Source organism: Nonomuraea salmonea (assembly GCF_042428605.1).
GTDB lineage: Bacteria > Actinomycetota > Actinomycetes > Streptosporangiales > Streptosporangiaceae > Nonomuraea > Nonomuraea salmonea.
The window spans coordinates 650,248-672,518 of record NZ_JBHMCF010000003.1; the positions used below are offsets into that span (position 1 = coordinate 650,248).

19 protein-coding genes are annotated in these 22,271 nt (G+C 70.7%); 9 read left to right on the top strand and 10 right to left on the bottom strand.

Annotated elements, in window-relative coordinates; all coding sequences use genetic code 11:
- The first annotated feature begins 141 nt into the window (after window positions 1-141).
- On the top strand, window positions 142-462 hold the full coding sequence (locus tag ACFFR3_RS04125) for an HGxxPAAW family protein (RefSeq protein ID WP_364555145.1): 321 nt from the start codon (window positions 142-144) through the stop codon (window positions 460-462).
- Window positions 463-788: 326 nt separating this feature from the next.
- The gene (locus ACFFR3_RS04130; protein WP_364365332.1) at window positions 789-1,973 is read left to right on the top strand and encodes a winged helix-turn-helix domain-containing protein; all 1,185 of its coding nucleotides are present in this window, start codon (window positions 789-791) and stop codon (window positions 1,971-1,973) included.
- 313 nt (window positions 1,974-2,286) lie between these two features.
- On the opposite strand, the gene ACFFR3_RS04135 is transcribed toward ACFFR3_RS04130, so the two are convergent.
- The 6 genes from ACFFR3_RS04135 to mtrA all read right to left on the bottom strand — a co-directional run bounded on the left by ACFFR3_RS04135 (window position 2,287) and on the right by mtrA (window position 9,338).
- Complete coding sequence (locus ACFFR3_RS04135) at window positions 2,287-2,985, bottom strand: response regulator (RefSeq protein ID WP_364365329.1); 699 nt, start codon at window positions 2,983-2,985, stop codon at window positions 2,287-2,289.
- A gap of 172 nt (window positions 2,986-3,157) precedes the next feature.
- Window positions 3,158-3,826: a ribosome hibernation-promoting factor, HPF/YfiA family gene (gene hpf, locus ACFFR3_RS04140; protein ID WP_364365326.1), complete on the bottom strand. Its 669-nt coding sequence runs from the start codon at window positions 3,824-3,826 to the stop codon at window positions 3,158-3,160.
- A gap of 626 nt (window positions 3,827-4,452) precedes the next feature.
- Entirely contained in the window at window positions 4,453-5,121 is a 669-nt protein-coding gene (locus ACFFR3_RS04145) for a ComF family protein (RefSeq protein WP_345396601.1), read from the bottom strand.
- A 52-nt stretch (window positions 5,122-5,173) separates the two neighbouring features.
- A complete protein-coding gene (locus tag ACFFR3_RS04150) occupies window positions 5,174-6,910 on the bottom strand; it encodes an LpqB family beta-propeller domain-containing protein (RefSeq protein WP_364365320.1) in 1,737 nt (578 codons plus the stop codon).
- Window positions 6,897-8,642: an MtrAB system histidine kinase MtrB gene (gene mtrB / locus ACFFR3_RS04155; RefSeq protein ID WP_364365317.1), complete on the bottom strand. Its 1,746-nt coding sequence runs from the start codon at window positions 8,640-8,642 to the stop codon at window positions 6,897-6,899. Before mtrB ends, ACFFR3_RS04150 begins: the two co-directional genes overlap by 14 nt.
- Before the next feature lie 18 nt (window positions 8,643-8,660).
- Window positions 8,661-9,338 (bottom strand): MtrAB system response regulator MtrA, encoded by a 678-nt coding sequence (gene mtrA / locus ACFFR3_RS04160; RefSeq protein WP_043620615.1) that lies wholly within the window; start codon window positions 9,336-9,338, stop codon window positions 8,661-8,663.
- A 268-nt stretch (window positions 9,339-9,606) separates the two neighbouring features.
- Between mtrA and ACFFR3_RS04165 the strand changes: the two genes are divergently transcribed.
- From ACFFR3_RS04165 to ACFFR3_RS04185, 5 genes are read left to right on the top strand one after another with little or no spacing between them, the layout of a single operon-like run.
- On the top strand, window positions 9,607-10,899 hold the full coding sequence (locus ACFFR3_RS04165; RefSeq protein WP_364365314.1) for a DUF7847 domain-containing protein: 1,293 nt from the start codon (window positions 9,607-9,609) through the stop codon (window positions 10,897-10,899).
- A complete protein-coding gene (locus tag ACFFR3_RS04170) occupies window positions 10,896-11,651 on the top strand; it encodes a DUF4129 domain-containing protein (RefSeq protein ID WP_364365311.1) in 756 nt (251 codons plus the stop codon). The genes ACFFR3_RS04165 and ACFFR3_RS04170 overlap by 4 nt, the downstream gene beginning before the upstream one ends.
- Window positions 11,648-12,817, top strand: coding sequence for a DUF4350 domain-containing protein (locus tag ACFFR3_RS04175; protein ID WP_364365308.1), 1,170 nt, complete (start codon window positions 11,648-11,650; stop codon window positions 12,815-12,817). Before ACFFR3_RS04170 ends, ACFFR3_RS04175 begins: the two co-directional genes overlap by 4 nt.
- Window positions 12,807-13,790 carry an AAA family ATPase gene (locus ACFFR3_RS04180; protein ID WP_345396589.1) on the top strand — a complete coding sequence of 328 codons (984 nt, stop codon included), beginning with the start codon at window positions 12,807-12,809 and terminating at the stop codon, window positions 13,788-13,790. The genes ACFFR3_RS04175 and ACFFR3_RS04180 overlap by 11 nt, the downstream gene beginning before the upstream one ends.
- Window positions 13,791-13,824: 34 nt before the next feature.
- Window positions 13,825-15,198, top strand: a complete 1,374-nt coding sequence (locus ACFFR3_RS04185; RefSeq protein WP_364365302.1) for a DUF58 domain-containing protein — start codon at window positions 13,825-13,827, stop codon at window positions 15,196-15,198.
- Window positions 15,199-15,222: 24 nt separating this feature from the next.
- On the opposite strand, the gene ACFFR3_RS04190 is transcribed toward ACFFR3_RS04185, so the two are convergent.
- Complete coding sequence (locus tag ACFFR3_RS04190) at window positions 15,223-16,215, bottom strand: stage II sporulation protein M (RefSeq protein ID WP_379482613.1); 993 nt, start codon at window positions 16,213-16,215, stop codon at window positions 15,223-15,225.
- A 51-nt stretch (window positions 16,216-16,266) separates the two neighbouring features.
- On the opposite strand from ACFFR3_RS04190, the gene ACFFR3_RS04195 reads away from it, so the two are divergent.
- Window positions 16,267-17,253: an RDD family protein gene (locus tag ACFFR3_RS04195; RefSeq protein ID WP_379482614.1), complete on the top strand. Its 987-nt coding sequence runs from the start codon at window positions 16,267-16,269 to the stop codon at window positions 17,251-17,253.
- A 33-nt stretch (window positions 17,254-17,286) separates the two neighbouring features.
- Here the strand turns inward: ACFFR3_RS04195 and ACFFR3_RS04200 are convergent, their stop codons facing one another.
- A complete protein-coding gene (locus ACFFR3_RS04200) occupies window positions 17,287-18,714 on the bottom strand; it encodes an LVIVD repeat-containing protein (RefSeq protein WP_345396583.1) in 1,428 nt (475 codons plus the stop codon).
- A 94-nt stretch (window positions 18,715-18,808) separates the two neighbouring features.
- Entirely contained in the window at window positions 18,809-20,236 is a 1,428-nt protein-coding gene (locus tag ACFFR3_RS04205; protein WP_379482615.1) for an LVIVD repeat-containing protein, read from the bottom strand.
- Window positions 20,237-20,376: 140 nt separating this feature from the next.
- Here ACFFR3_RS04205 and ACFFR3_RS04210 point away from each other — a divergent pair, with 140 nt between their 5' ends.
- Entirely contained in the window at window positions 20,377-21,015 is a 639-nt protein-coding gene (locus ACFFR3_RS04210) for a DUF305 domain-containing protein (RefSeq protein ID WP_379482616.1), read from the top strand.
- Between the two features lie 6 nt (window positions 21,016-21,021).
- On the opposite strand, the gene ACFFR3_RS04215 is transcribed toward ACFFR3_RS04210, so the two are convergent.
- Window positions 21,022-22,257, bottom strand: a complete 1,236-nt coding sequence (locus ACFFR3_RS04215) for an adenosylhomocysteinase (protein WP_379482617.1) — start codon at window positions 22,255-22,257, stop codon at window positions 21,022-21,024.
- Window positions 22,258-22,271 lie beyond the last annotated feature (14 nt).

The following is a 22,271-nucleotide window of genomic DNA, read 5'->3' on the forward strand; positions in this document are numbered from 1 at the left end:
CTACCCCGGCGGCGCCGCCAGGAGGAGAGGCCGAGACAAACTTCCCCGCCTGCCATCGTAGGCGGTTCCGCAACCAGACACAGCCACCGTGCCGACGAGGGCACGGAACGGGTCTGGGAGAATGGGGGGAAGGCAGAGGGTATGCCGGTGGAGAGCCGGCTCGCACCAATTGCGGGATTTCCGGCAAAGGAAGGATTAGTCATGGTTGAGGGGAAGAAGTCGGAGCAAACCGAGCATCTCGGCAGCCACGGCGGGCGCGCGTCCTCGTGGCTCGCGGTGACCGTGATGCTGGTGGGAACGGTCGTCGCCGGCTTCGGTTTGACGGCCGACAACTGGACGGTCGTCTGGATCGGCGCCGGTGTGTTCGTCGTCGGCGGAATCCTCGCCCTCGTCTTCGACATCTTCACCGACGTCGTGATCGACGCGCCCCGGGTGGGGATGCGCGCCGAGGATCACCGCTGACGCAGGCATCGTCCGGCGGGCGCCCGATCACCGGGCCGCCCGCCGTTTCCATATCCTGACCTTTACGTCTACACCCGGGCGTGTCCCCCTAACCCAAACCATCCCATTCCCCCCGACTCCGACGGCCCGCGCGCCACACCGCGCCCGACCGGCTCGCGGGCCTCGGGGCGGCACACCGCGCCGGACCGGCTTACGGGTCCCGATCCCATGGCGATCGCGTGTCGACGCCGACCTCGTTGTCCAGAGGCTCCGCCGTGCAGGGCGGGCGGTTTTGTCGGTGGGCGCCGCTAGATTGCTCGCATGCATCGCCGTACGGACCCGCAGACATGAGCGACGTCATCGACCTCACCCCCGACGAGGCCCGGCGCATCATCCTCCGCGCGCAGGGCCTGATCGGCGCCGACGCGCGCAAGGGCGGGGTGCACACCATGCTCCGCAGGCTGGGCGCCGTGCAGCTCGACACCATCTCGGTGCTCGCCCGCTCCCACGAGCTGGTCGCCTACGCCAGGCTCGGCGCGGTCGGCCGGCCGGCGGTCGAGCGCGCCTACTGGCACGACCCGGCGCTCAGCTTCGAATACTGGTGCCACGCCGCCTGCCTCCTGCCCATCGAGCACTGGCCCCTCTACTCGTTCCGCCGCCGGGCCTACCGGCGGCGGAAGCAGCGCTGGCACGAGGTTCCCGACGGGGTCGAGAAGCTGCTCGACCAGGCCCGCGAGTTCGGCCCGCTGACCACGTCCGACGTGGGCGGGGCAAAGAACGGCGGCCCGTGGTGGGACTGGTCCGACTCCAAGATCGGCCTGGAGTGGCTGCTCGACATCGGCGAGCTGGTCTGCACCCGGCGCGTCGGCTGGCGCCGCGTCTACGACCTTGCCGAACGCGCCGTCCCGCCGGAGCTGCTGGCCGAGGAGCCGTCCGACGAAGAGTGCATCACCCGCCTGACCGCCATCGCGGGCCGCAGCCTCGGCGTCGCCAACCGCACTGACCTCACCGACTTCATCCGCGTCAGGGGCCGCTTCGGCGAGATCCTCGACGAGGCCCTCCACAGCGGCGCGGCCGGGCTCGTGCCGGTGACGGTCGCCGGCTGGCCGGGCAAGCGCGGCCGGCCCAACGCCTGGGCCGACCCGGCCGCCCTGGCCGCCGAGCCCCGCGGCCGCCACCGCACCACGCTGGTGTCGCCGTTCGACTCCCTGATCTGGCATCGGGGCCGCACCGAGCGGGTCTTCGGCTTCAACTACACCCTTGAGCTGTACGTCCCCAAGCACAAGCGCGTCCACGGCTACTTCACCATGCCCGTGCTCGCAGGCGGCCGCCTGATCGGCCGAGTCGACCCGGCACGGGAAGGCTCGACCCTGGTGGCTCGCCAGCTCAGCCTCGAACCGGGCCTCTCGGCAGGAAAGTGGGCCGACGCCATGCGTGAGGCCCTGTGGTCAGCCGCCTCATGGGTCGGCTGCGACAACGTACGCGTCGAACGCGCCGACCCAGAACTCCTCTCACTCCTCAACACCCCCTGACCCCACCCGCCGAGCCCTGTGGCGCGTCACGGGTAGGGCTGCATACCCCAGGGCCACACAGCCGCACCTCAGGGACTGGGCTGCACCACCGGGCATAGCAGGTAAGTGTCGGCTCGTCGGTGTCGCGGACGAGACCAAAGGCGAGGGCGTGCGCAGGCGGGACGCACCAGCCACGCACAACGTGACCTCAGCGGACGCGCACTCGACCGGGTGTGGTGCTCGCCGGGAGGCGGCATGCGGTGCGTACGCTGCTGGAGGGGCAGGCGCCGCTTGCCGGCGGTCTGGTCGCTGAGGGTGGGGGCGGCGGGTGGGGTCAGGTGATTTCCAGCATGCGTTCGCGTACCGCGTAGACCACGGCTTCCATCCGCGAGTGCAGTTGCAGTTTGTCGAGGATGTTGCGGACGTGGTTCTTCACCGTGTTCTCGGAGATGAACAGCTGCTTGGCGATCTCCCGGTTGTTCATGCCCTTGGCGACGAGCCGCAGCACCTCCATCTCCCGGTCGGTGAGCCGGGGGACGGGCAGCTGAGGCGGGCGTTCGGCCTCCTTGCGGCTCATGTTGGCGAACTCGCTGATCAGCTTGGCCGCCATCGCCGGGTTGATTAACGACTGGCCCTCGTGCACGCCCCGCACCGCGGCGGGTACGTCGTTGATCTGGACGTCCTTCAGCAGGTAGCCGGTGGCTCCCGCCTTGATGGCCTCGAAGAGGTCCTCTTCCTCGTCGCTCACCGTGAGCATGATGATCCGGGTGCTCGGGACGGAGGCCTTGATGCCCTTCGTGGCCTCGATGCCGTCCTGCCGGGGCATGCGCACGTCCATGAGCGCGACGTCGGGCATGAGGCGATCGGCCAGTTCGACCGCCTCCTGCCCGTCGCTCGCCTCACCGACCACCTCGATGTCAGGCTCCGCGGCCAGCGCCAGTGCCAGGCTCCGCCTGATCAGCTCGTGATCGTCCACGATCAGCACGCGGATCGGCTCGCTCGCCTGTGTGCGGGACTCGCCAGACTCGGTCACGAGGCCTCCTTGATCCGCCTCGCGCCTGACATTCCCTCGTTTCGCTCGCTCACCTGCGCCTGACTGAGCTCGCTCACGTCTCCTCCTCGTCGGGGGGCCAGAGCCGTTGAACCGCCATGATGGCATGTACCCGGCGGTTCTCGGGTGGTCGAGAAGATCTTTCAGCGCGCGATCAGGGCTCTACGAGCCGCAGCACGCCGTAGTTGTACCCGCGTCTGTTGTAGACGACGCACGGCTGCCCGCTCTCCTTGTCACGGAACAGGTAGAAATCGTGTCCTACCAGCTCCATTTCCAGCAGGGCCTGGTCGATGGTCATGGGTTCGGCTCGGTGGAACTTCTCGCGGACGATGAGCGGCCCGTCGCCGTCCATCTCGATCGGGACGATGTCGTCGTAGAGCTGATCGCTTTTCTCCTGCCGCTCGTCCTGCTCGGCCTCGGCCTGCTGGGGGACGGCGGTCTGGGTGCGCGGCGCCGGCTCGACGGCGCCTGGGAGCGTCCTGGTGATCTCCGCCACGGAGGGCGGGCAGTGGTTGCCGTGATGGACTTTCCGCCGGTCGGCGAGCCTCCTGAGGCGGCCTTCCAGCTTGTCGAGGGCTAGGTCGAGGGCGGCGAAGCGATCGTCGGCCGACGCCTCGGCGCGGATCGCGGGCCCTCGCGAGTGAATGGTGAGCTCGACGCGCTCGCGCTGTCCTGCGAGACGCGGGTTGCGTTCCTTCGACACCTCCACATCGACCCGGATGAGTTTGTTGTCCAGACGTTCGATCCTGGCCAGCTTGGTCGTCACGTGGTCGCGGAACCGTTCACTCACTCCTGTGTGCCGGCCCTTGACGATGATGTCCATGCAACAGCCCCCCTTCGGTCTAACGACTGAGCAAGAGCGCCCGACGACGGGTGCGCCGGACGGGGTGCACTGTTCGCCTTTCTCTCACCGTTCCCCTTTCCGACGTCGCGTCACCGGGATCTCGGGCGGCACCCGCCCGGCCGACCTGGTCTTCGACCCCACATTCGCCTGCTGAGGGTCTCGCAGCGCTGTCGCCACTACTGCCCTTCTCTTCTGACGGGGGACATCTGGACCCCCGGGAAGGCAGGACTTACCCCTAAGCCGCACCGTGATCGGTCGACAAAGAGTCGCCTTACGTGGACCGTTTTGCCTGCGGCTGGCATCGGCTAGCAGAGCCGGGGACCCCGACCCTGCGCAACCACGGACCCGAACGGGTGCCATGTCAGAACGCTATCCGCATCCAGCACGAATGTCAGCCGGAGCCTTGCCCGAAGGATCACTTTCCGTGGTTTTCCCTGGGTGGGTAAGCGACGTGCGATGCATGGGCCAACCGGTCGGGATCCCTTGTGCGGAAGCAGGTCCCGTGTGTCCGGAGTGGGGCACAGGGGTGACAGGACAGAGACATGTGACCTCATGGGCGGTTGGTGAAAACGATCTTTTCTCACGGACGGTGACCGTAATAATCTTCAAGATCTTCGGCGTGTCGCGGCGGCGGTCACGGCCAGCGGCGCTCGCACGCCCGCCGCTCGTAATGCCCGCGCCGCCTCGGCGAGCGTGGCCCCCGTCGTGACGATGTCGTCCACGAGCAGCGCAAAGGCTCCTGGAGGCGTTCTCGCGGCGTGTAGGACCTCAAGGGACCCCGCGAGGTTGGCGGCCCTCTCCGTGCCGCTCAGGGCCGACTGGTCGGTCACGCCGCGCGCCTGCTCCAGGCCCGTCCACACCTCGGCCGCCAGCCCGGACGCCCGCAGGCGGGCCGCCACCAGCACCGCCAGCCGCCCCACGGGGTCGTGCCCCCTTCCTCTTCGCACCCGCCGCGAGCTGGGCACGGGCACCACGGCGAAGCCGCCCCGCACCCGCCCGAGCGCCATCACGGCCGTGAGCGCGATCGCGTCCGCCAGCGCCCCTGCCACCGCGACCGCTCCCCGCTCCTTGTAGGCCAGGATCATCCTGCGGACCACCCCGTCGTACGGCGCCGCCGACCAGCAGTCGGGCAGGCCGGCCGGCGCCGGCACGGGGACCCGCCGCGCGGGCGCGGCGGTGAGCGCGGCCTGGCAGCGGCCGCAGCACGACGCCCCCTTCGCCCCGCACCCCGCGCAGGAGGCGGGCAACACCAGATCGAGTACGTCGCTCAGCACGCGGCCCAGCATGCCCCCCGCCACCGACAATTCCGCTGCGGAGAGCGCGTCGTCAGCCCAGGGGGAACAGGGGTTCGGCGGCGTCGGACTCGATCTTGGCGGTCCAGGTCTGGCGGTCCTGGTTGAGCTCGAGGATCTTGGCGTCGCCGCCGCTGCCGACCGCCGCCAGGATGCGATCGTTGAGGGCGGCGAGCGAGGTGACGCGGTCCTTGAGCGGCACGCCGCTGGTCTGCCCGTCGCCCACGTTGATCTCGTTGAGTATCTGCCCGGCCTTGCTCTCCACCAGCACCAGCAGCCGCAGGTCGTCGGCCCAGGCCACGTCGGTGATCTGGTCGCTGCCCTCGGTGGTGGTCAGGGACTGCAGGTTGCCCAGCTCGACCCCGCCGCCCTCGCCGATGAGCGCCCCGATCTGGACGGTCTCGTCGTCGATGGTGACCACCACGCGCACGCCGTCCCTGGCGATGCGCAGCCCGGTGATGTTCAGGCCGACGAGCTGCTTGGGCGTGGGGACGATGTCAGGGCCCCGGCCGCTCTTGGGGTCGTAACGCAGCAGGTCGGCGTTCTTGCGGTCGTACGTCCATAGGGTGCCGTCCCTGCGCCAGGTCGGCGGCGTGAGGTCGGCGCCCTGGATGACCTGCTGCCAGCGCCCGTCGGGGCTGAGCCCGGCGACCGAGACGCCGGTGGAGGTGCGCGCGGCGACCGAGACGCCGCCGGCGTCCTTGGAGACGGCGAAGTCGGAGTAGCCGTCGCGCTGCTCGCCCGCCGCCCCCGCGACGGCGCCGGCGGCGCCGTCCTGGCCGAGGTAGTGCAGGGCGCCGCGGCTGACGTAGTAGGCCCGCTCGCCGCCGTCGCCGAGCCAGCTGTCCTCGGTGTTGGGGCGGTCGGTGATGTACGGCTCGCCGTCCACCTGGACCTCGAGGATGCGGCCCTTGGCGATCTCGTTGTTGTTGAGGCTGTGCCTGATCTGGGCGCGCAGGGCGTCCTCGGCGCTCAGGTCGAGCACGTCGAAGTCGCCGGAGAGGTTGATCACGACGCGTTCCTCGCCCGAGCGGATCGACTCGATCGCGCTGCCGGGCGGGAAACCGGTGGTGACCGCGCCGCGCAGGGCCTCGGTCGGCGGCTTGAGCAGCCGCTTCAGCACGGTCTGCGCGTAGGTCTCGGTGGTCTTGAGCCGCAGGCGTACGCGGTCGACGACCAGCGGCGGCTGCCCGTCGCGGCCGAGGTAGTAGAGGTTGGTCGGCCGGTACGCGCGGGCGACGTCGGCGGCGGTCAGCAGCAGCCCCTGGGGCAGGCTGTTGACCCGGAAGCCGCCGCCCGGGTCTCTGACCAGCTCGAAGTCCTGCGACCAGGGCCCGGCGGTCGGCTTGTACGAGTCGTCCTCGTTGATCTGCGCCACCCACCGGCCCTTGACGGTGATCTTCATGGTGGGCTCGGTGCCGTCAATCGAGGCGGGCGGCACGACCTCGTACAGGTCCTCGATGACCGTCACAGGCCCGGCGGCGCTCCACTTCTGCCGCGCCTGCGGCGTCAGGTACTGCTGCAGGACGGCAGGGTCCTCGGGGTAGGCGGCCATCGCGCTCTGCAGGCCCCTGAACGTCTCCATGGGCCCCCAGGCCCGCTGCGGCCCGATGGCGATCATGCGCTGGAACGGCTTGGTCAGCGGGTCGCCGGCGCCCTCGTCGTTCACCGTGTACGGCCCGCTCACCGGGATGACCGAGCATCCGGACCCCGCCAGCACGGCGACGACCGCGAGCAGGGCCATCGCGGCCAGCCGTCTAGTCCTCGTCATGACCGGCCCCGTCTGCGGAGGCGGGCAGGAGCACGGGCGTCATGGAGGTCCGCCACGTACGCCGCATCTCGATCTCGGGCGGCACCAGCGACAGCGGCGAGCCCTTGAGGTCGGCCCCGGCCGTGCGCGGCAGCGTGAGCCGGAACTGGGAGCCCTCGCCGGGCTGGCCCCACGCCTGGAGCCAGCCGCCGTGCAGGGTGGCGTCCTCGCGGGAGATGGCCAGGCCGAGCCCGGTGCCGCCGATGGTGCGGGCCCGCGACGGGTCGGCCCGCCAGAACCGGTCGAACACCATCGTCTCCTCGCCGGTCTTGAGGCCGATGCCGTGGTCGCGTACGGCGACGGCGACGGCGTCGCGGTCGGCGCCCACGGTGACCACGATGTCGCGGCCCTCGCCGTGCTCGATGGCGTTGAACAGCAGGTTGCGCAGGATGCGCTCGACCCGCCTGTTGTCGATCTCGGCCATGCAGGGCTCGTTGGGCAGCCGCAGCTCGAAGCGGGTGGAGTGGCGCTCGGCGAGGGCCTCGGAGTCGCCGATGGCGCGCAGCACGACGTCGCGGATGTCGACGGGGTCGAGGTCGAGGGTGGCGGCGCCGGCGTCGTAGCGGCTGATCTCCAGCAGGTCGGCCAGCATCGACTCGAAGCGTTCGAGCTGGGCCTGCATCAGCTCGGCCGAGCGCGAGGCCATGGGGTCGAAGTCCTCGCGGGCGTCGTAGAGCAGGTCGGCGGCCATGCGGACGGTGGTGAGCGGGGTGCGCAGCTCGTGGGAGACGTCGGAGACGAACTGCCGCTGCACCTGGGAGAGCTCTTCGAGCTGGTGGATCTTGAGCGCGAGGTTGGCGGCCATTTCGTTGAACGAGTTCGCGAGCCTGGCCAGGTCGTCCTCGCCACGCACTTTGAGCCGTTCGTCCAGCTTGCCGGCGGCGAGGCGCTCGGCGGCCTGGCGGGCCAGGCGTACGGGGGTGACGACCTGCCTGGCCACCAGGTACGCGATGGCGGCGAGCAGCATCACCAGCCCGAGCCCCACCACGACGATGGCCAGCCGGACGTTGGAGAGCATCTCTTCTTCCTCGGTCATCGGGAAGAAGTGGTAGACCTCGTAGTTGCGGCCGTCCGGCTGGTGCACGGCGCCGACCACCACGAACGTGAGCCTCGGCTGGCTCTCGCCGGAGAACTTGATCGTCTGGATCGACGCGACCGTCTTGTCGAAGCGGTGGTTCTTGATGTTGCGCCGCAGGCTCTGCTTCAGCCCTTCGGGCACGTTGGCGGGCACGACGTTGCCGGACGCCCGCGACTCCCCCGGGGTCGTCAGGTTGAGTATCAGCACGTCGTAGCGCTTGCCAGAGCCGTCCTCGCCGGTGCCTGCGACGGTGTTCATGACCTCGTCGAGCCGGTTGACCACACCCTGCTTGCCGGAGTCGGTGGACTGGGCGGGGTCGTCGGTCTCGGGGGCCAGCGCGTCGGCGATCTGCAATCGGTCGGTGAACGCCTCGTTGGTGGCCGACTGGGTGCTGCTGTCGACGACCGAGCGGTAGATCTGGCCGTACAGGAAGGTGCCGAGCACCACCACGACGATCACCGAGATCACCAGCGTGCTGGTGACCACCTGGAGCTGGAGCGAGCGCCGCCAGACGCTCCGCGTCCTGCCCGCCGCACGCCGAACCCGCCGGCGGACGCCGCCGAGGATCTGGCGAAGCGTCCGTCTGCGGGTTCTAGGTCTCGTCGTCGGGGGCATGGCGGAGCGGAACGAGGGTCAGGCCGGGCCGGCTTTGTAGCCCACGCCACGGACCGTCACGACGATCTCGGGGTGCTCGGGGTCCTTCTCGATCTTGGCCCTGAGCCGCTGCACGTGGACGTTGACCAGCCGGGTGTCGGCGGCGTGGCGGTAGCCCCACACCTGCTCGAGCAGCACTTCGCGGGTGAAGACCTGGCGCGGCTTGCGGGCCAGCGCCACCAGCAGGTCGAACTCCAGCGGCGTGAGGTTGATGGTCTCCTCGCCGCGCTTGACCGAGTGGCCCGCCACGTCGATGGTGATGTCGCCGATCTGCAGGATCTCGGGGGTCGGCTCATCGGTGCGGCGCAGCCGCGCCCGCACCCTGGCGACCAGCTCCTTCGGCTTGAACGGCTTGACGATGTAGTCATCGGCGCCCGACTCGAGGCCGAGCACCACATCGATCGTGTCGCTCTTCGCCGTGAGCATGACGATCGGAACCCCCGACTCCGCCCTGATCCTGCGCGCGACATCGATGCCGTCGGCTCCCGGCAGCATCAGGTCGAGCAGCACCAGGTCCGGGCGTGTATCCCGGAACGCGTCGAGGGCCTTGTCGCCGTCGGAGACAAATGACGGCTCGAAGCCTTCCCCTCGCAGCACGATCCCCAGCATCTCGGCGAGAGCGGCGTCGTCGTCGACGACCAGCACGCGACCTTTCATGGCCCCTCATTCGTTCTACGCATTGTGGGACATACCCGCACGATCGCTGAAGGTTACCCTTGGTCGACCCATGAGTGTGACCTGAGCCCTACAAAAGGCGAATTTTAGGTCCGCCCCCGCGACCGCAATCTCAGTCTGCGGTAACAAGGCGACTTTCGGCCATCCCTGGACGCGAACCTTGCCCCGATTCGTCAGCCAATGCGGTCAAGATGAGGCGGCGATTCCGCTCCGTGACGCAACCCTCGGCCCCGCATGCCAGGATTGGGATATGTCAGACGGTCACGGTCCCACGCCCGAGACGCCATCAGGCTGGTCGGCCGAACAGCCCCCGCCCTACAGCGCCCCGCCGGCCTCCCCCTGGACCGCGCCCGGCTCGCCGCACCAGGGGCCCCATGGCGGTCCGCCGCACCAGCAGGCGCCGCAAGGGCCGCACGCTCCCTATCCGCCGCCCCCGCCGTACCAGCAGCACGGGCAGCAATACGGGCAACAGTACGCGCAGCACTATGGGCAGCAGCCGCCCTACGGCCCTCACATGCCGCACCCGCCGGCGCTGCGGCCCGGCATCATCCCGCTGCGCCCGCTCGGCCTCGGCGACATCCTCGACGGCACGATCAAGCTGATCAGGTCCAACCCCAAGGCGGTGCTCGGCCTGTCGGCCATCGCCGCCCTGATCGCCGCCGTCCCGCTGGCCGTGGGGCAGGCGTTCGTGATCGACGCCACCCGCGTCGCGCTCGACGACCCGACCGGCGCCGCCGAGGCCCAGCTCAACAGCGTCTACGGCGTCATCGGCCAATACGGCGGCACACTCATCTCCTACGCCGTGCAGTTCGTCGTGGTCACGCTGCTGACCGGCGTGCTGACCCGCATACTCGGCCGGGCCGTCTTCGGCGGCAACCTCAGCGCCGGCGAGGCCTGGCGGCTCGTCAAGGGCCGGGTGCCCGCGCTGTTCGGGGTGGTGGGGCTGATGGCCGTCATCATGATCGTGCCGCTGATCGTGTTCACCCTGATCATGGTGGCGCTCGCGCTCAACGCCAGCGCGTCCGACCTCGGGTGGCTGTTCGGGGCGACGATCCTGTTCCTCATCCTGTACGTCGGCTACTACCTGTTCTTCAGGACCCGCTTCGCGTTCGCCTCGCCCGCCGTGGTGCTGGAGGGCCGGGGGCCCATCGACGCCATGCGCCGCTCGTGGCAGCTCGTCACCGGCGACTTCTGGCGGGTGTTCGGCATCCTGCTGCTCACGACCCTGCTGGTCGGGCTCGTGGCGGGCATCCTGACCGTGCCGTTCACGATGGCCGGCACCCTGTTCGGCATGCTCGGCGCCGACTCGATCGCGACCACCGTCCTGGCCGCCGTGCTGCTGGCGCTCGGCACCATGCTCGGCTCGATGCTGACCTACCCGTTCGAAGCCGGCGTGTCCGGCCTGCTGTACGCCGACCGCCGCATGCGCAGTGAGGCGTTCGACCTCGTGCTGCAGACGGCGGCCATCGAGCAGCAGCGCCAGGGCTGGGTGCACGACTCGGCCGACGAGTTGTGGCACCCGAGCAACTCCGCGCGGTCGTGAGCCCGATCGATCGGGAGGAGGCAGCGCGGCGGGCCGCGGAAGAGCTCCTCCACCCCGACTACGCGAGGGAGCCGCTGCTCGACCTGATCTACCGGCGGGTCACGCAGTTCCTCGGCGACATCATCGACGTCGCCACCGGCGGCGGCACGACGGGCGGCGTCATCGCGGCCATCGTGATCACGGCGATCATCCTCGGCGTGATCACGCTGATCGGCTGGCGGCTGCGCAAGTCCTCCCGCCGCAACACCGCGCCTGACGGCGCCCTGTTCGGCGCGCAGGCCATGACGGCGGTCCAGCACCGCCAGGCCGCCGAGCGTCTCGCCGCGGAGGGCCGCTGGACGGAGGCTCTGCAGGAACGGCTCCGCGCCATCGCCCGCGACCTGGAGGAACGCGCGCTGGTCGACGGTCTGCCCGGGCGCACGGCCGACGAGCTCGCCGCCGAAGCCGCCCTGGCGCTGCCCGCCTTCGCCGGGGAACTCGCCGCCGCGGCCCGCTCGTTCGACGACGTGACCTACGGCGGGGTGGCGGGCACCAGGGAGGCGTACGAGACGATGGCGAGCCTGGACGACCGCCTTCGCCAAGCCCGCCCGGTCGCCCTGGTAACGGCCGCCACCGGCCCCACCGGCTCGACCGGCTCGACCGGCTCTCACACTCTCAATGGCCCCTCCGGCCCTGACAGCCCCGCCGGCCCTGGCCCCATGGGCCCCGCCGGCCCTGAGGGTCCCGCTGGACCGACGGGGGCTCGCCCGTGAGCCTCACCACCCCAGGCACGTCCTACTCCACCTCGCCGACCGCGCGCTCCGCCTGGCGGGCCGGGCGATTGTTCGTGCTGCTCGGGATCATCGCGGTGCTCTTCGGGGTGCTGTCCGTGCTGCTGTCCGGCGACTCGGGCCCGTCACGGCCGCTCGACCCCGATGACACCTCGCTGTCCGGCTCCAAGGCGCTGGCCGAGCTGCTGCGCAAGCAGGGGGTGACCGTCGAGCGGGTCGACACCGCGGAGGCCGCGGCGGCCAAGGGGGCGGCGGGCGACCGGCTGCTGCTGGTCACCGACACCACCTTCATCGACCAGTACGCCCTGGCCAGGGTCCCGGGCGACCGGGTGATCGTCGGCGCCGTGCCGGGCCTGAGCGCACTCGCCCCGGGGATCCAGATCGAGCCGGGCCAAGCGGCCCGCACCAGGTCGCGCGAGCCCGAGTGCGGGCTGCCGGCGGCGACCGCGGCGGGCAGCGCCTACCTGGGCGGCCTCCGGCTGCGCGGCCCGTCGGGGGCGACCGCCTGCTACCCGGCCGACGACGGGCACGCGCTGGTGCGCTACCCGTACGGCGGCGGCACGATCACGGTCGTCGGCGACGGCTCGTTCATGACCAACCAGCGCCTGGCCGAGGACGGCAACGCCGCGCTGGCGCTCAACCTCGTCAGCACCGGCAAACCGGTCATCTGGGTCGTCCGCCCGGAGACCCCGCCGCCGTCCGCCCTGCCGGGCGAGCGCGGCGCCTCGATGTACGACCTGATGCCGGGCAGCATCCGCTGGGCCATCTACATGGCGGCCATCGCGGTGCTGGTCACCGCGTTCTGGCGGGGCCGCCGCCTCGGCCCGGTGGTGGCGGAGAAGCTGCCCGTCGTGGTCAGGGCCGCCGAGACCGTGGAGGGCAGGGGCCGGCTCTACCGCGCCAGGCGCGCCAGGGAACGTGCGGCGGACGCGCTGCGCGCGGGCACGATCGACCGGCTGACGCCCCGGCTGGGGCTCGCATCGGGCGCGGGCAGGCACGAGGTGGTGGCCGCGCTCGCGGCCCGTACGGGCGAGGACGCCCACCTGGTCGGCGACGCGCTCTACGGCCCGCCGCCGAAGGACGACGCGGGGCTGGTGGCGCTGGCCCGCTATCTGGACTCCATCGAAAGGACCGTCAGTGAGCTTTGACAGCACATACCGCGCGCCACAGCAGGGCGGCGACTCGGCCAGGGAGGCGCTGAGCGCGCTGCGCGCCGAGGTGTCCAAGGCCGTGGTCGGCCAGGACGCGGTGGTGACGGGCATGGTCATCGCGCTGCTGTGCAGGGGGCACGTGCTGCTGGAAGGCGTGCCTGGCGTGGCGAAGACGCTGATGGTCCGTACGCTGGCCGCCGCCCTGTCGCTCGACTTCAAGCGCGTGCAGTTCACCCCCGACCTGATGCCGGGCGACGTGACCGGGTCGCTGATCTACGACACGAAGACCGCGCAGTTCGAGTTTCGTGAAGGGCCGGTGTTCACGAACCTGCTGCTCGCCGACGAGATCAACCGTACGCCGCCGAAGACGCAGGCGGCGCTGCTGGAGTCGATGGAGGAGCGGCAGGTCAGCGTGGAGGGCGCGGCGCGCGAGCTGCCCGACCCGTTCGTGGTGTGCGCGACGCAGAACCCGGTCGAGTACGAGGGCACGTACCAGCTTCCCGAGGCCCAGCTCGACCGGTTCCTGCTGAAGCTGACCGTGCCGCTGCCGCCGCGCGAGCAGGAGATCACGGTGCTCGAACGCCACGCGCTCGGCTTCGACCCGCGTGACCTGTCGCAGGTCAAGGCCGTCGCGTCGGCCGCCGACCTGGCGGCGGGGCGCGAGGCGGTGGCCGCCGTGCACGTGGCGCCCGAAGTGCTCGGCTACATCGTCGACGTCGCCCGCGCCACCAGGAGCTCCCCTTCGCTGCAGCTCGGCGTCTCGCCCCGAGGCGCGACGGCGCTGCTGGCGGCCTCGCGGGCGTGGGCGTGGCTGTCAGGCCGCGCGTACGTCACGCCCGACGACGTCAAGGCGCTGGCCAGGCCCGCGCTGCGGCACCGCGTGCAGCTGCGCCCCGAGGCGGAGCTGGAGGGCGCGACCGCCGACGGCCTGCTCGACGGCATCCTCGCCTCCGTCCCGGTCCCGCGCTGATGCCGGCCACCGGACTCGCAGGGCGGGTGTGCCGATGGCGTTGACCGGACGTGCCGGGCTGCTGGCGGCGATCGGGATCGTGGTGGTGCTGTTCGCGCCGCAACCGGGGGCCGCGCTGGCCGGGGTGTGCCTGCTGCTGGCCGCCGGCATCGTGATCGACCTGGCCTTCGCCGGCGCCGTACGCCCGCTGCGCTTCCACCGCTCGGGCGACACGCTGCTGCGGCTCGGCCAGCGGGCCACCGTGGAGCTGGTGGTGGAGAACCCGGGCGGCCGGCGGGTGCGCGGCGCGCTCAGGGACGCCTGGCCGCCCTCCGCGGGCGCGGCTCCCAGGGTGGCGCCCCTCGACGTGCCGGCCGGCGAACGCCGCAAGATCACCATCACGCTCTCCCCCTCCAGGCGCGGCGACCGGTCGTCGGTGGCGGTGACCGTGCGCTCGGTCGGCCCGCTGGGGCTGGCCGCCCGCCAGGGCAGTCACCAGTCCCCCTGGACCGTGCGCGTGCTGCCGCCGTTCCTGTCGCGCAAGCACCTGCCCTCCCGCCTGGCCCGGCTGCGCGAGCTCGACGGGCAGCACCCGGCGCTCGTCCGCGGCCAGGGCACCGAGTTCGACTCCTTGCGCGAATACGTGGTGGGCGACGACGTGCGCTCGATCGACTGGCGGGCCACCGCGCGCCGGCACGACGTCGTCGTACGGACGTGGCGGCCCGAACGTGACCGGCGCGTCCTCATCGTGCTCGACACGGGACGCACCTCGGCGGGCCGGGTGGGCGCCGCCCCCGTGCCACTGGCCGGGGCGCAGCCCGGCGGCGGCGGCCTGCTGGCACGCCCCGACGCGCCGCCCGCGCCCGGCTGGCCCCGCCTCGACTGGTCGATGGACGCCGCCCTGCTGCTGGCCGCGCTCGCCGCCCGCGCCGGTGACCAGGTGGACTTCCTGGCCCACGACCGGGCCGTACGCGCCTGGGTGAGCGGCGCGTCCCGCACCGAGCTGCTGTCGTCGCTGGTCAACGTGATGGCGCCGATCGAGGCCGAGCTGGTCGAGGCCGACGCCCAAGGCATGGTCGCGGCCGTGCTCGCGCGGGCCAAGCGGCGCTGCCTGGTCGTGCTGCTGACCGACCTCAACCCGGCGGCGATGGACGAGGGGCTCATGCCGGTGCTGCCGCAGCTCTCCTCGCGGCACCTCGTGCTGGTGGCCGGGGTGTCCGACCCGAGCGTGGCGGCCATGGCCGAGCGCCGCGACACGGCCGAGCAGGTCTACGACGCGGCGGCGGCCGAGCAGGCGAGGCTCGGGCGCAGGCGCATCACGGCCCGGCTGCGCAGGCACGGGGTCGAGGTCGTGGACGCGCCACCGGACGACATCGCGCCCGCGCTCGCGGACGCCTACCTGGCGCTGAAGGCCGCCGGCCGCCTCTAGGAAGGGTCAGGCGGTCAGGAAGGGTCAGGCGGTGGGGGCGACGTCGGGTGCGCGGTCGATGTCGCCCGTCTCGTCGCGGCGGGCGGCGCGCCGGCCGAAGCCGATCACGTACGCGAGAAAAGCGACCTCGGCCAGCACGCCGATGCCGACGCGCGCCCACGTGGGCAGCCCCGACGGCGTCACGAACGCCTCGATCAGCCCCGACACGAACAGCACCACGACCAGGCCCAGCGCCACGCTCATCACGGCCCTGCCCTGCTCGGCCAGCGCGTCGAGCCGCCGGCGCGGGCCCGGATCGATGACGGTCCAGCCGAGCCGCATGCCGACGGCGGCGGCCAGGAAGACGGCGGTCAGCTCCAGCAGGCCGTGCGGCAGGATCAGGCCGAAGAAGATGTCGAGCTTGTCGCGGGAGGCCATGAGCCCGGCGGAGACCGCGACGTTCTCGGCGTTGGCGTAGAGCGCGTACGGGATCGGCAGGCCCAGCACCAGCGCGTACATGATCATCTGAGCCGACACCCAGGCGTTGTTCGTCCACACCCGGCCCGCGAACGAGGCGGCGGGGTGCTCGGAGTAGTAGTCGGCGAAGTCCTCGTTGACCAGCTGGGCGATCTCGTCGGGGCTGCCGATCGTGGCCTGCACGCCGGGGTTGGCCGCCACCCACGCCGCGATCACCCACGAGACCAGCAGGAACGCCAGCGCGCTCGCCAGCCACCACCACCGCGCCCGGTAGGCCACGACGGGGAACGAGACGGTGAAGAAGCGGGTCAGCTCGCGCCAGGCGGGGGTGTGCGCGCCGGTCACCGCGGACCTGGCCCGCGCCACCAGCGCCGAGAGCCGCCCCACGAGCATGGCGTCGGTGGACGACGAGCGCACGATGGACAGATGCGTGGCCACCCGCTGGTAGAGCTCGACCAGCTCGTCGATCTCGGTGCCGGTCAGCGACGAGCGGTGCTTGACCAGATGGTCAAGCCGGTCCCAGACCGGGCGGTGTGCCGTGACGAACGCATCGATGTCCACCCGACCATTCTGGCCGCTCGATCACCGCGGCTGAGCCGTTAGGCTCCACATATGTCCGAGGTCGTAACCGGGGATGCCGTCGTCGTCGAAGTACGCGTGGCGCAGATGCCCACGCGCGCCCTGGCGATCATCATCGACCTGGTGGTGCAGGTCCTCCTGCTGTTCGCCGCCTACTCGCTGCTGGGCATGTTCGCCGCGGTGACCGACTTCGCCATGTTCGGCGCCGCGATGATCACGCTGGTGGTGCTGGTGCTCGTCGGCTTTCCGGTGACCGTCGAGACGCTCACCAGGGGGCGCAGCATCGGCAAGCTGATACTCGGGCTGCGGGTGGTCGGCGACGACGGCAGCCCCGTGCGGTTCCGCCAGGCGCTGTTCAGGGGGCTGGCGGGCGTGCTGGAGTTCTGGCTGTTGTCGGGGGCGCCCGCACTGATCTCGTCGCTGATCTCGCAGCGGGGCAAGCGGCTCGGCGACATCTTCGCGGGCACGATCGTGATCTCCGACCGGCCGCCGCGCGACCGGGCGCAGCAGGTCATGATGCCGCCGCAGCTCGCGGCCTGGGCCGCCACGCTTGAGCTGTCGCAGTTGCCGGACGAGGTGGCGCATGCCGCCCGGCAATACCTGGCGCGATGGCACGACCTGTCGCCGCAGGTCCAGCATGAGATGGGGGTGCGCATCGCCACCCAGACGGCGGCCTACGTCTCGCCGGCCGCCCCCGCCGGGGTGCCGCCGCACGCTTATCTGAGCGCCGTCCTGGCCGAGCGCCGGCGGCGGGAGCAGGCACGCTTCGCGCAACGCATGGGCCTCGCCCAGCAGCCGTACGCTGCCCCGCAGCCGCCCTACGCGGCCCAGCCCGGCCCGCCCTACGCGCAGCCCGGCCCCGTGCGGCCGCAGCCATATGCGCCGCCGCCCGGGGCGCAGCCGGCGCCGCCGTTCCCACAGCCGGGTCCGATGGCGCCGGCCGAGCGGCAGCCTCCTCCGCCGCCACCCGCGCCGGAGCCGCCGCAGGCGGCTCCGGGCGGGTTCGCGCCACCTCAGTGAGCGCGATCAGCGGGCGTCAGAGACGGGGCATCCCTAGTGGCCGTGCCCAGGCCCGTGCCCGTGTCCGGGTCCGGGTCCGTGGCCGTGCCCGTCCTTGTACGACTCCTGCGTCTGCGTGTTCAACCGGTCGAAACGAACGTGCTTGGCGCTGTCGGTGAGCCGGTCGTCGATCTTGATGACGTCCAGCCCCTCGTTGAAGTCGGCGCCGTAGATGTAACCGTTGTAGTAGTAGGCGGACCAGATGCCGCCACCGCCGCCGTCCGAGCGCGGCCCGCGCTCGAAGTAGCCGATCTCCCTGGGCCGCGTGGAGTCGGTGAAGTCCCAGATCGACAGGCCGCCCATGTACCACGCCTGGACCATGATGTCGCGGCCCTTGACGGGGATGAGCGAGCCGTTGTGGGCGACGCAGTTCTCGCTGTCGTCCTGGTAGCGGGCGATCTTGAAGTAGCTCTTGAAGACGAGCTTGCCCCGGACGATCTCGTAGATGGCGTCCGCGCCCCTGTTCGGCCCGGTGGCCTCGTTGCAGGTGGGCGCGCCGCCGCCGCCGAGCTCGTCGGTGAAGACGACCTTCCTGGCGTCGTTGCTGAACGTGGCCGAGTGCCAGAACGCGAAGTTCGGGTCGGTGGTCCTGGCGGTGACCTTCGGGTTCAGCCGGTCCTTGATGTCGAACAGCACGCCGTCACCCATGCAGGCGCCGGCCGCGATGTCCTTCTCGGCGTAGACCGTGATGTCGTGGCAGCCGCTGGTGGGCAGCAGCAGGCCGGGCTGCGTCTCGTTGCCGCCGTCGGGGAAGACGACGGGCGTGGCCGCGACCTCGGCGGCGGCCGGGTCGCGCAGCGGCACCTTGATGATCGAGATCTTGTCGTGCGGCGGCGCGCAGTCGGGGAAGTTCGCGGCCGGCTGGTACGACGAGACGTAGATGTAGACGTTCTTGTTCTTGTCGCGGCCCTTGCCCGGCACCAGGGTCAGCGTGTGCGAGCCGCAGTTCGTCTCGACCGACTTGATGTACTTCGGGTTGGTCTTGTCGGAGACGTCGAAGATGCGGACGCCCTCCCACGACTCCTTGACCGTGGCGCTCTGCCCGGTGCTGTTGCAGGAGTCGTCGTTGCGCGAGGAGTCGACGGCGGTGAACAGCAGGTCGCCGTAGACGCTGACGTCCATCTGGGCGCCGGGGCAGACGACGGAGCTGACCGCCTTCGCCTTCTTCGGGTTCCTGATGTCGTAGATGGAGAAGCCACCGTAGTTGCCGACATAGGCGTAGTCGCCCTGGAAGGCGATGTCGGTGTTGATGGTGCCGGCGATGGGGTCGGGCTTCGGGATGTTCAGCACGTGGGTCACGTTCGGGCTGTGGACCACGGCGTCGGCGGGCGGGATGTCCGCGGCGGCGGCGGCGGGCAGTCCCGCCAGCGCTAACACGGTGGCCGCTGCCGCCACCACGATGGAACGGCGCGAAAGGGACACTCGGGAGCCTCCTTGAACGGGGATATCTGGGTCACCGGAGAGAACGGGGAAGCGGCGGGGCCCCTCGCCGAGGGTCCCCGCCGCCTGGAGGGGGTCAGTAGCCGTGGCCGTGCCCGCGCTCGGGGTACGACGTCTGCGTCTGGGCGTTCAGCCGGTCCGTCTTGACGCCGTTGGCCTTGTTGGTCCGCGGGTCGTTGATCTTGAGGACGTCGAGGCCCAGGTTGAAGTCCGAGCCGTAGATGTAGCCGTTGTAGTAGTACGCCGACCAGAACCCGCCGGACAGCGCGGGAGCGGTGTTGTCGGGCCCGCGCTCGAAGAAGGCGATCTCCTTCGGCCGGCTGGAGTCGGTGAAGTCGATCACCGAGATGCCGCCCTGGTACCACGCCTGGACCATGATGTCGCGGCCCTTGACCGGGATGAGCGAGCCGTTGTGGGCGACGCAGTTCTCGGTGTCGTCCTGGTGACGCGCGATCTTGAAGTAGCCCCTGAAGACGAGCTTGCCGCGGACGATGTCGTAGTACGCGTCGGCGCCCCTGTTCGGGCCGATGGCCTCGTTGCAGGTGGGCGCGCCGCCGCCGCCGAGCTCGTCGGTGAAGATGACCTTCGTGCCCTCGTTGTTGAAGGTGGCGGAGTGCCAGAACGCGAAGTTCGTCTCGTCCCTGGCGGTCGCGGTCACGCGGGGCCGCTCAGGGTCGCGGATGTCGAGCAGGACGCCCTCACCCATGCACGCGCCCGCCGCGATGCCCTTCTCGGGGTAGGCGGTGATGTCGTGGCACCCGGTCGTGGCCGACTTGCTGTCGGGGTACGACCCGGGCACACCCGGGAAGCCGCCGTCGGGGAACAGGTTGGGCGTGGCGATCACCGAGGCGGCCGTCGGGTTGCGCACCGGCACCTTGATGATCGAGATCAGGTCGTGCGGCGGCTTGCAGTCGGGGAACGTCTCGCTCGGGCTGTAGGAGGAGATGTAGAGGTAGACGTTCTGCCGCTTGCGGTCGGGGACCAGCGTGTGCGTGTGGGAGCCGCAGTTGGTCTCGACCGACTTGAGGTACTGCGGGTTGGTCTTGTCGGAGATGTCGAAGATGCGGATGCCCTCCCACGACTCCTTGATCGTGGCGCTCTGCCCGGTGCTGGTACAGGAGTCGTCGTTCCGCGAGGAGTCGACCGATCCGAACAGGAGGTTTCCGTAGACCGAGACGTCCATCTGGCCGCCGGGGCAGACCACGGAGCTGACCAGCGACGTCTTCTTGGGGTTCCTGATGTCGTAGATGGAGAAGCCGGAGTAGTTGCCGACATAGGCGTAGTCGCCCTGGAAGGCCATGTCCGTGTGGATGTCGGCCAGGGCTTCCGGCTTGGGCACGTTCGTGACGTGCTTGATGTTCGGGCTCATGACGATCTCGCCAGGAGCCGGGATGTCCGCAGCCTGGGCCGGCGCTACGACGCCTGCCAGCGCGATCAGCGCCGCACCCAGGATGAGGGGTCTGCGGAGGGAGAACACGGAGGAACCTCCGAATAAAGGGGGCATAAATCTACGCCATCCTCACCCTTTCGGGCCTGACCTGACCAGCGTCCAAGATGTCAAATTTTATTGCGCTTCGACCCCTTCTCATCTCGGGACTTATCGCCTAGAGTGCGCAATCTGGACCAGATCAGTCAGGAGGTCGGGTGCGCGCTGCGCTCGTCGTCATCGTGGGCCTGATCGCGGCCCTCACCGGGTGCACCGCCGGCTCCACCACCCCACCGGCCCCCAGGGCTGACTCGACGGCTCCGGTCCTCGCTCCCGGACGGCCTGGCGAGCAGGCCAGGACGCTCTCACCGGGCGAGGCCGCCACCGCCGTACCGTCCGGCACCCCCAACGCGGCGGACGTCAAGTACGTCCAGGACATGGTCGTCCACCACCGCCAGGCCGTGGACATGGCCCTGCTCGCCCCCAACCGCGCCGAGTCGGCCAAGCTCAAGGCGCTCGCCGACCGCATCAAAGCGGCGCAGGGGCCGGAGATCGCCTTCATGACCACGTGGCTGCACGAGCAGGAGCAGAAGGTCCCCGACCATCACGCGTCCCACGAGAACATGCCGGGGATGGCTTCACCCGAACAGATGGACGCCCTGAAGGCGGCCAAGGGCAAGGACTTCGACCGCCAGTTCCTGCAACTCATGATCAACCACCACCTCGGCGCGATCAAAATGTCCGAGGAAGTCCTGACAAACGGCACCCACATCAGAATCGAAGAACTGGCCGGCGACGTCAGCGTCACCCAGGCCGCGGAGATCCGCCGCATGCGGGAAATGCAAGCCGCCCTGTAGGCGCGGTCAGGAACCGACGCGCCAGGAGTGCAAGTAGTCCTCCTGCTCGGCTGTCAGCAGGTCGATGCCGATGCCGGCCGCCGCCAGCTTGAGTCTGGCCACCTCGTGGTCGATCTCCTCGGGCACGTCGTAGACGCCGGGCGCGAGGCCCGCCCGTTCGGCCGCCAGCCAGCCCACGGCGAGCGCCTGGGCGGAGAACGACATGTCCATGACGGCCGCGGGATGCCCCTCGGCCGCCGTCAGGTTGACCAGACGCCCCTCGGCCAGCAGCAGGAGGCGGCGCCCGTCGGGCATGACGTACTCGTCGGTGTTGGGCCGCACCCCCCGGTGCACCTCGGTGGCCAGCTCGTCCAGCGCCCGCACGTCGATCTCGACGTCGAAGTGCCCCGCGTTGGCCAGGATCGCCCCGTCCTTCATGACCGACAGGTGCTCGGCCCTGATCACGTCGCGGTTGCCGGTGACGGTGACGAACACGTCCCCGATCAGCGCCGCCTGCGCCATGGGCCGCACCTCGTACCCCTGCAAGGTGGCGTCGAGCGCCTTCACGGCGTCGATCTCGGTGACGATCACCCGAGCCCCGAGCCCCTTGGCCCGCTCGGCGACCCCGCGCCCGCAGAACCCGAACCCGGCGACCACGACCGTGCGCCCGGCCAGCATCGTGTTGGTGGCCCGCATGATGCCGTCGAAGGTGGACTGCCCGGTGCCGTACCGGTTGTCGAACATGCGCTTGGTCCGGGTGTCGTTCACCGCGACCACGGGGAAGCGCAGCGCGTCCTCGGCCGCCATCTGGCGCAGCCGGATGATGCCGGTCGTGGTCTCCTCGCAGCCGCCGCTCACCCCGTCGAGCAGGTCGCGCCGCTCGGTGTGCAGGATGTTGACCAGGTCACAGCCGTCGTCGAGCACCAGGTCGGGCCCCACGTCGAGGGCCTCGTGGATGTGCCGGTAGTAGGTCGCCCGATCGACACCGGCTCTGGCGTGCACCCCGATCCCGTACGACCGCAGCGCCGCGGCCACGTCGTCCTGCGTGGACAGCGGGTTGGACGCGGCCAGCGCGATCTCCGCCCCGCCGGCCTGCAGCGCTCCCATGAGCACCGCCGTCTCGGCGGTGACGTGCAGGCAGGCCGCGATCTTCAGCCCGTCGAGCGGCCGTTCGAGCGCGAACCGCTCGCCGATCGCGGTCAGCACCGGCATCGAACGAGCGGCCCAGGAGATCTGCCGCTCGCCGCTTTCACTGAGATCCATGGCCAGCCTCGGAA

Bases quoted from the DNA above. Each gene is read 5' to 3' on its own strand.
- ACFFR3_RS04125 (WP_364555145.1), top strand. From the start codon at position 142: ATGCCGGTGGAGAGCCGGCTCGCACCAATTGCGGGATTTCCGGCAAAG.
- ACFFR3_RS04130 (WP_364365332.1), top strand. From the start codon at position 789: ATGAGCGACGTCATCGACCTCACCCCCGACGAGGCCCGGCGCATCATC.
- hpf (WP_364365326.1), bottom strand. From the start codon at position 3,826: ATGGACATCATCGTCAAGGGCCGGCACACAGGAGTGAGTGAACGGTTC.
- ACFFR3_RS04150 (WP_364365320.1), bottom strand. From the start codon at position 6,910: ATGACGAGGACTAGACGGCTGGCCGCGATGGCCCTGCTCGCGGTCGTC.
- mtrB (WP_364365317.1), bottom strand. From the start codon at position 8,642: ATGCCCCCGACGACGAGACCTAGAACCCGCAGACGGACGCTTCGCCAG.
- mtrA (WP_043620615.1), bottom strand. From the start codon at position 9,338: ATGAAAGGTCGCGTGCTGGTCGTCGACGACGACGCCGCTCTCGCCGAG.
- ACFFR3_RS04165 (WP_364365314.1), top strand. From the start codon at position 9,607: ATGTCAGACGGTCACGGTCCCACGCCCGAGACGCCATCAGGCTGGTCG.
- ACFFR3_RS04185 (WP_364365302.1), top strand. From the start codon at position 13,825: ATGGCGTTGACCGGACGTGCCGGGCTGCTGGCGGCGATCGGGATCGTG.
- ACFFR3_RS04195 (WP_379482614.1), top strand. From the start codon at position 16,267: ATGTCCGAGGTCGTAACCGGGGATGCCGTCGTCGTCGAAGTACGCGTG.
- ACFFR3_RS04205 (WP_379482615.1), bottom strand. From the start codon at position 20,236: ATGCCCCCTTTATTCGGAGGTTCCTCCGTGTTCTCCCTCCGCAGACCC.
- ACFFR3_RS04215 (WP_379482617.1), bottom strand. From the start codon at position 22,257: ATGGATCTCAGTGAAAGCGGCGAGCGGCAGATCTCCTGGGCCGCTCGT.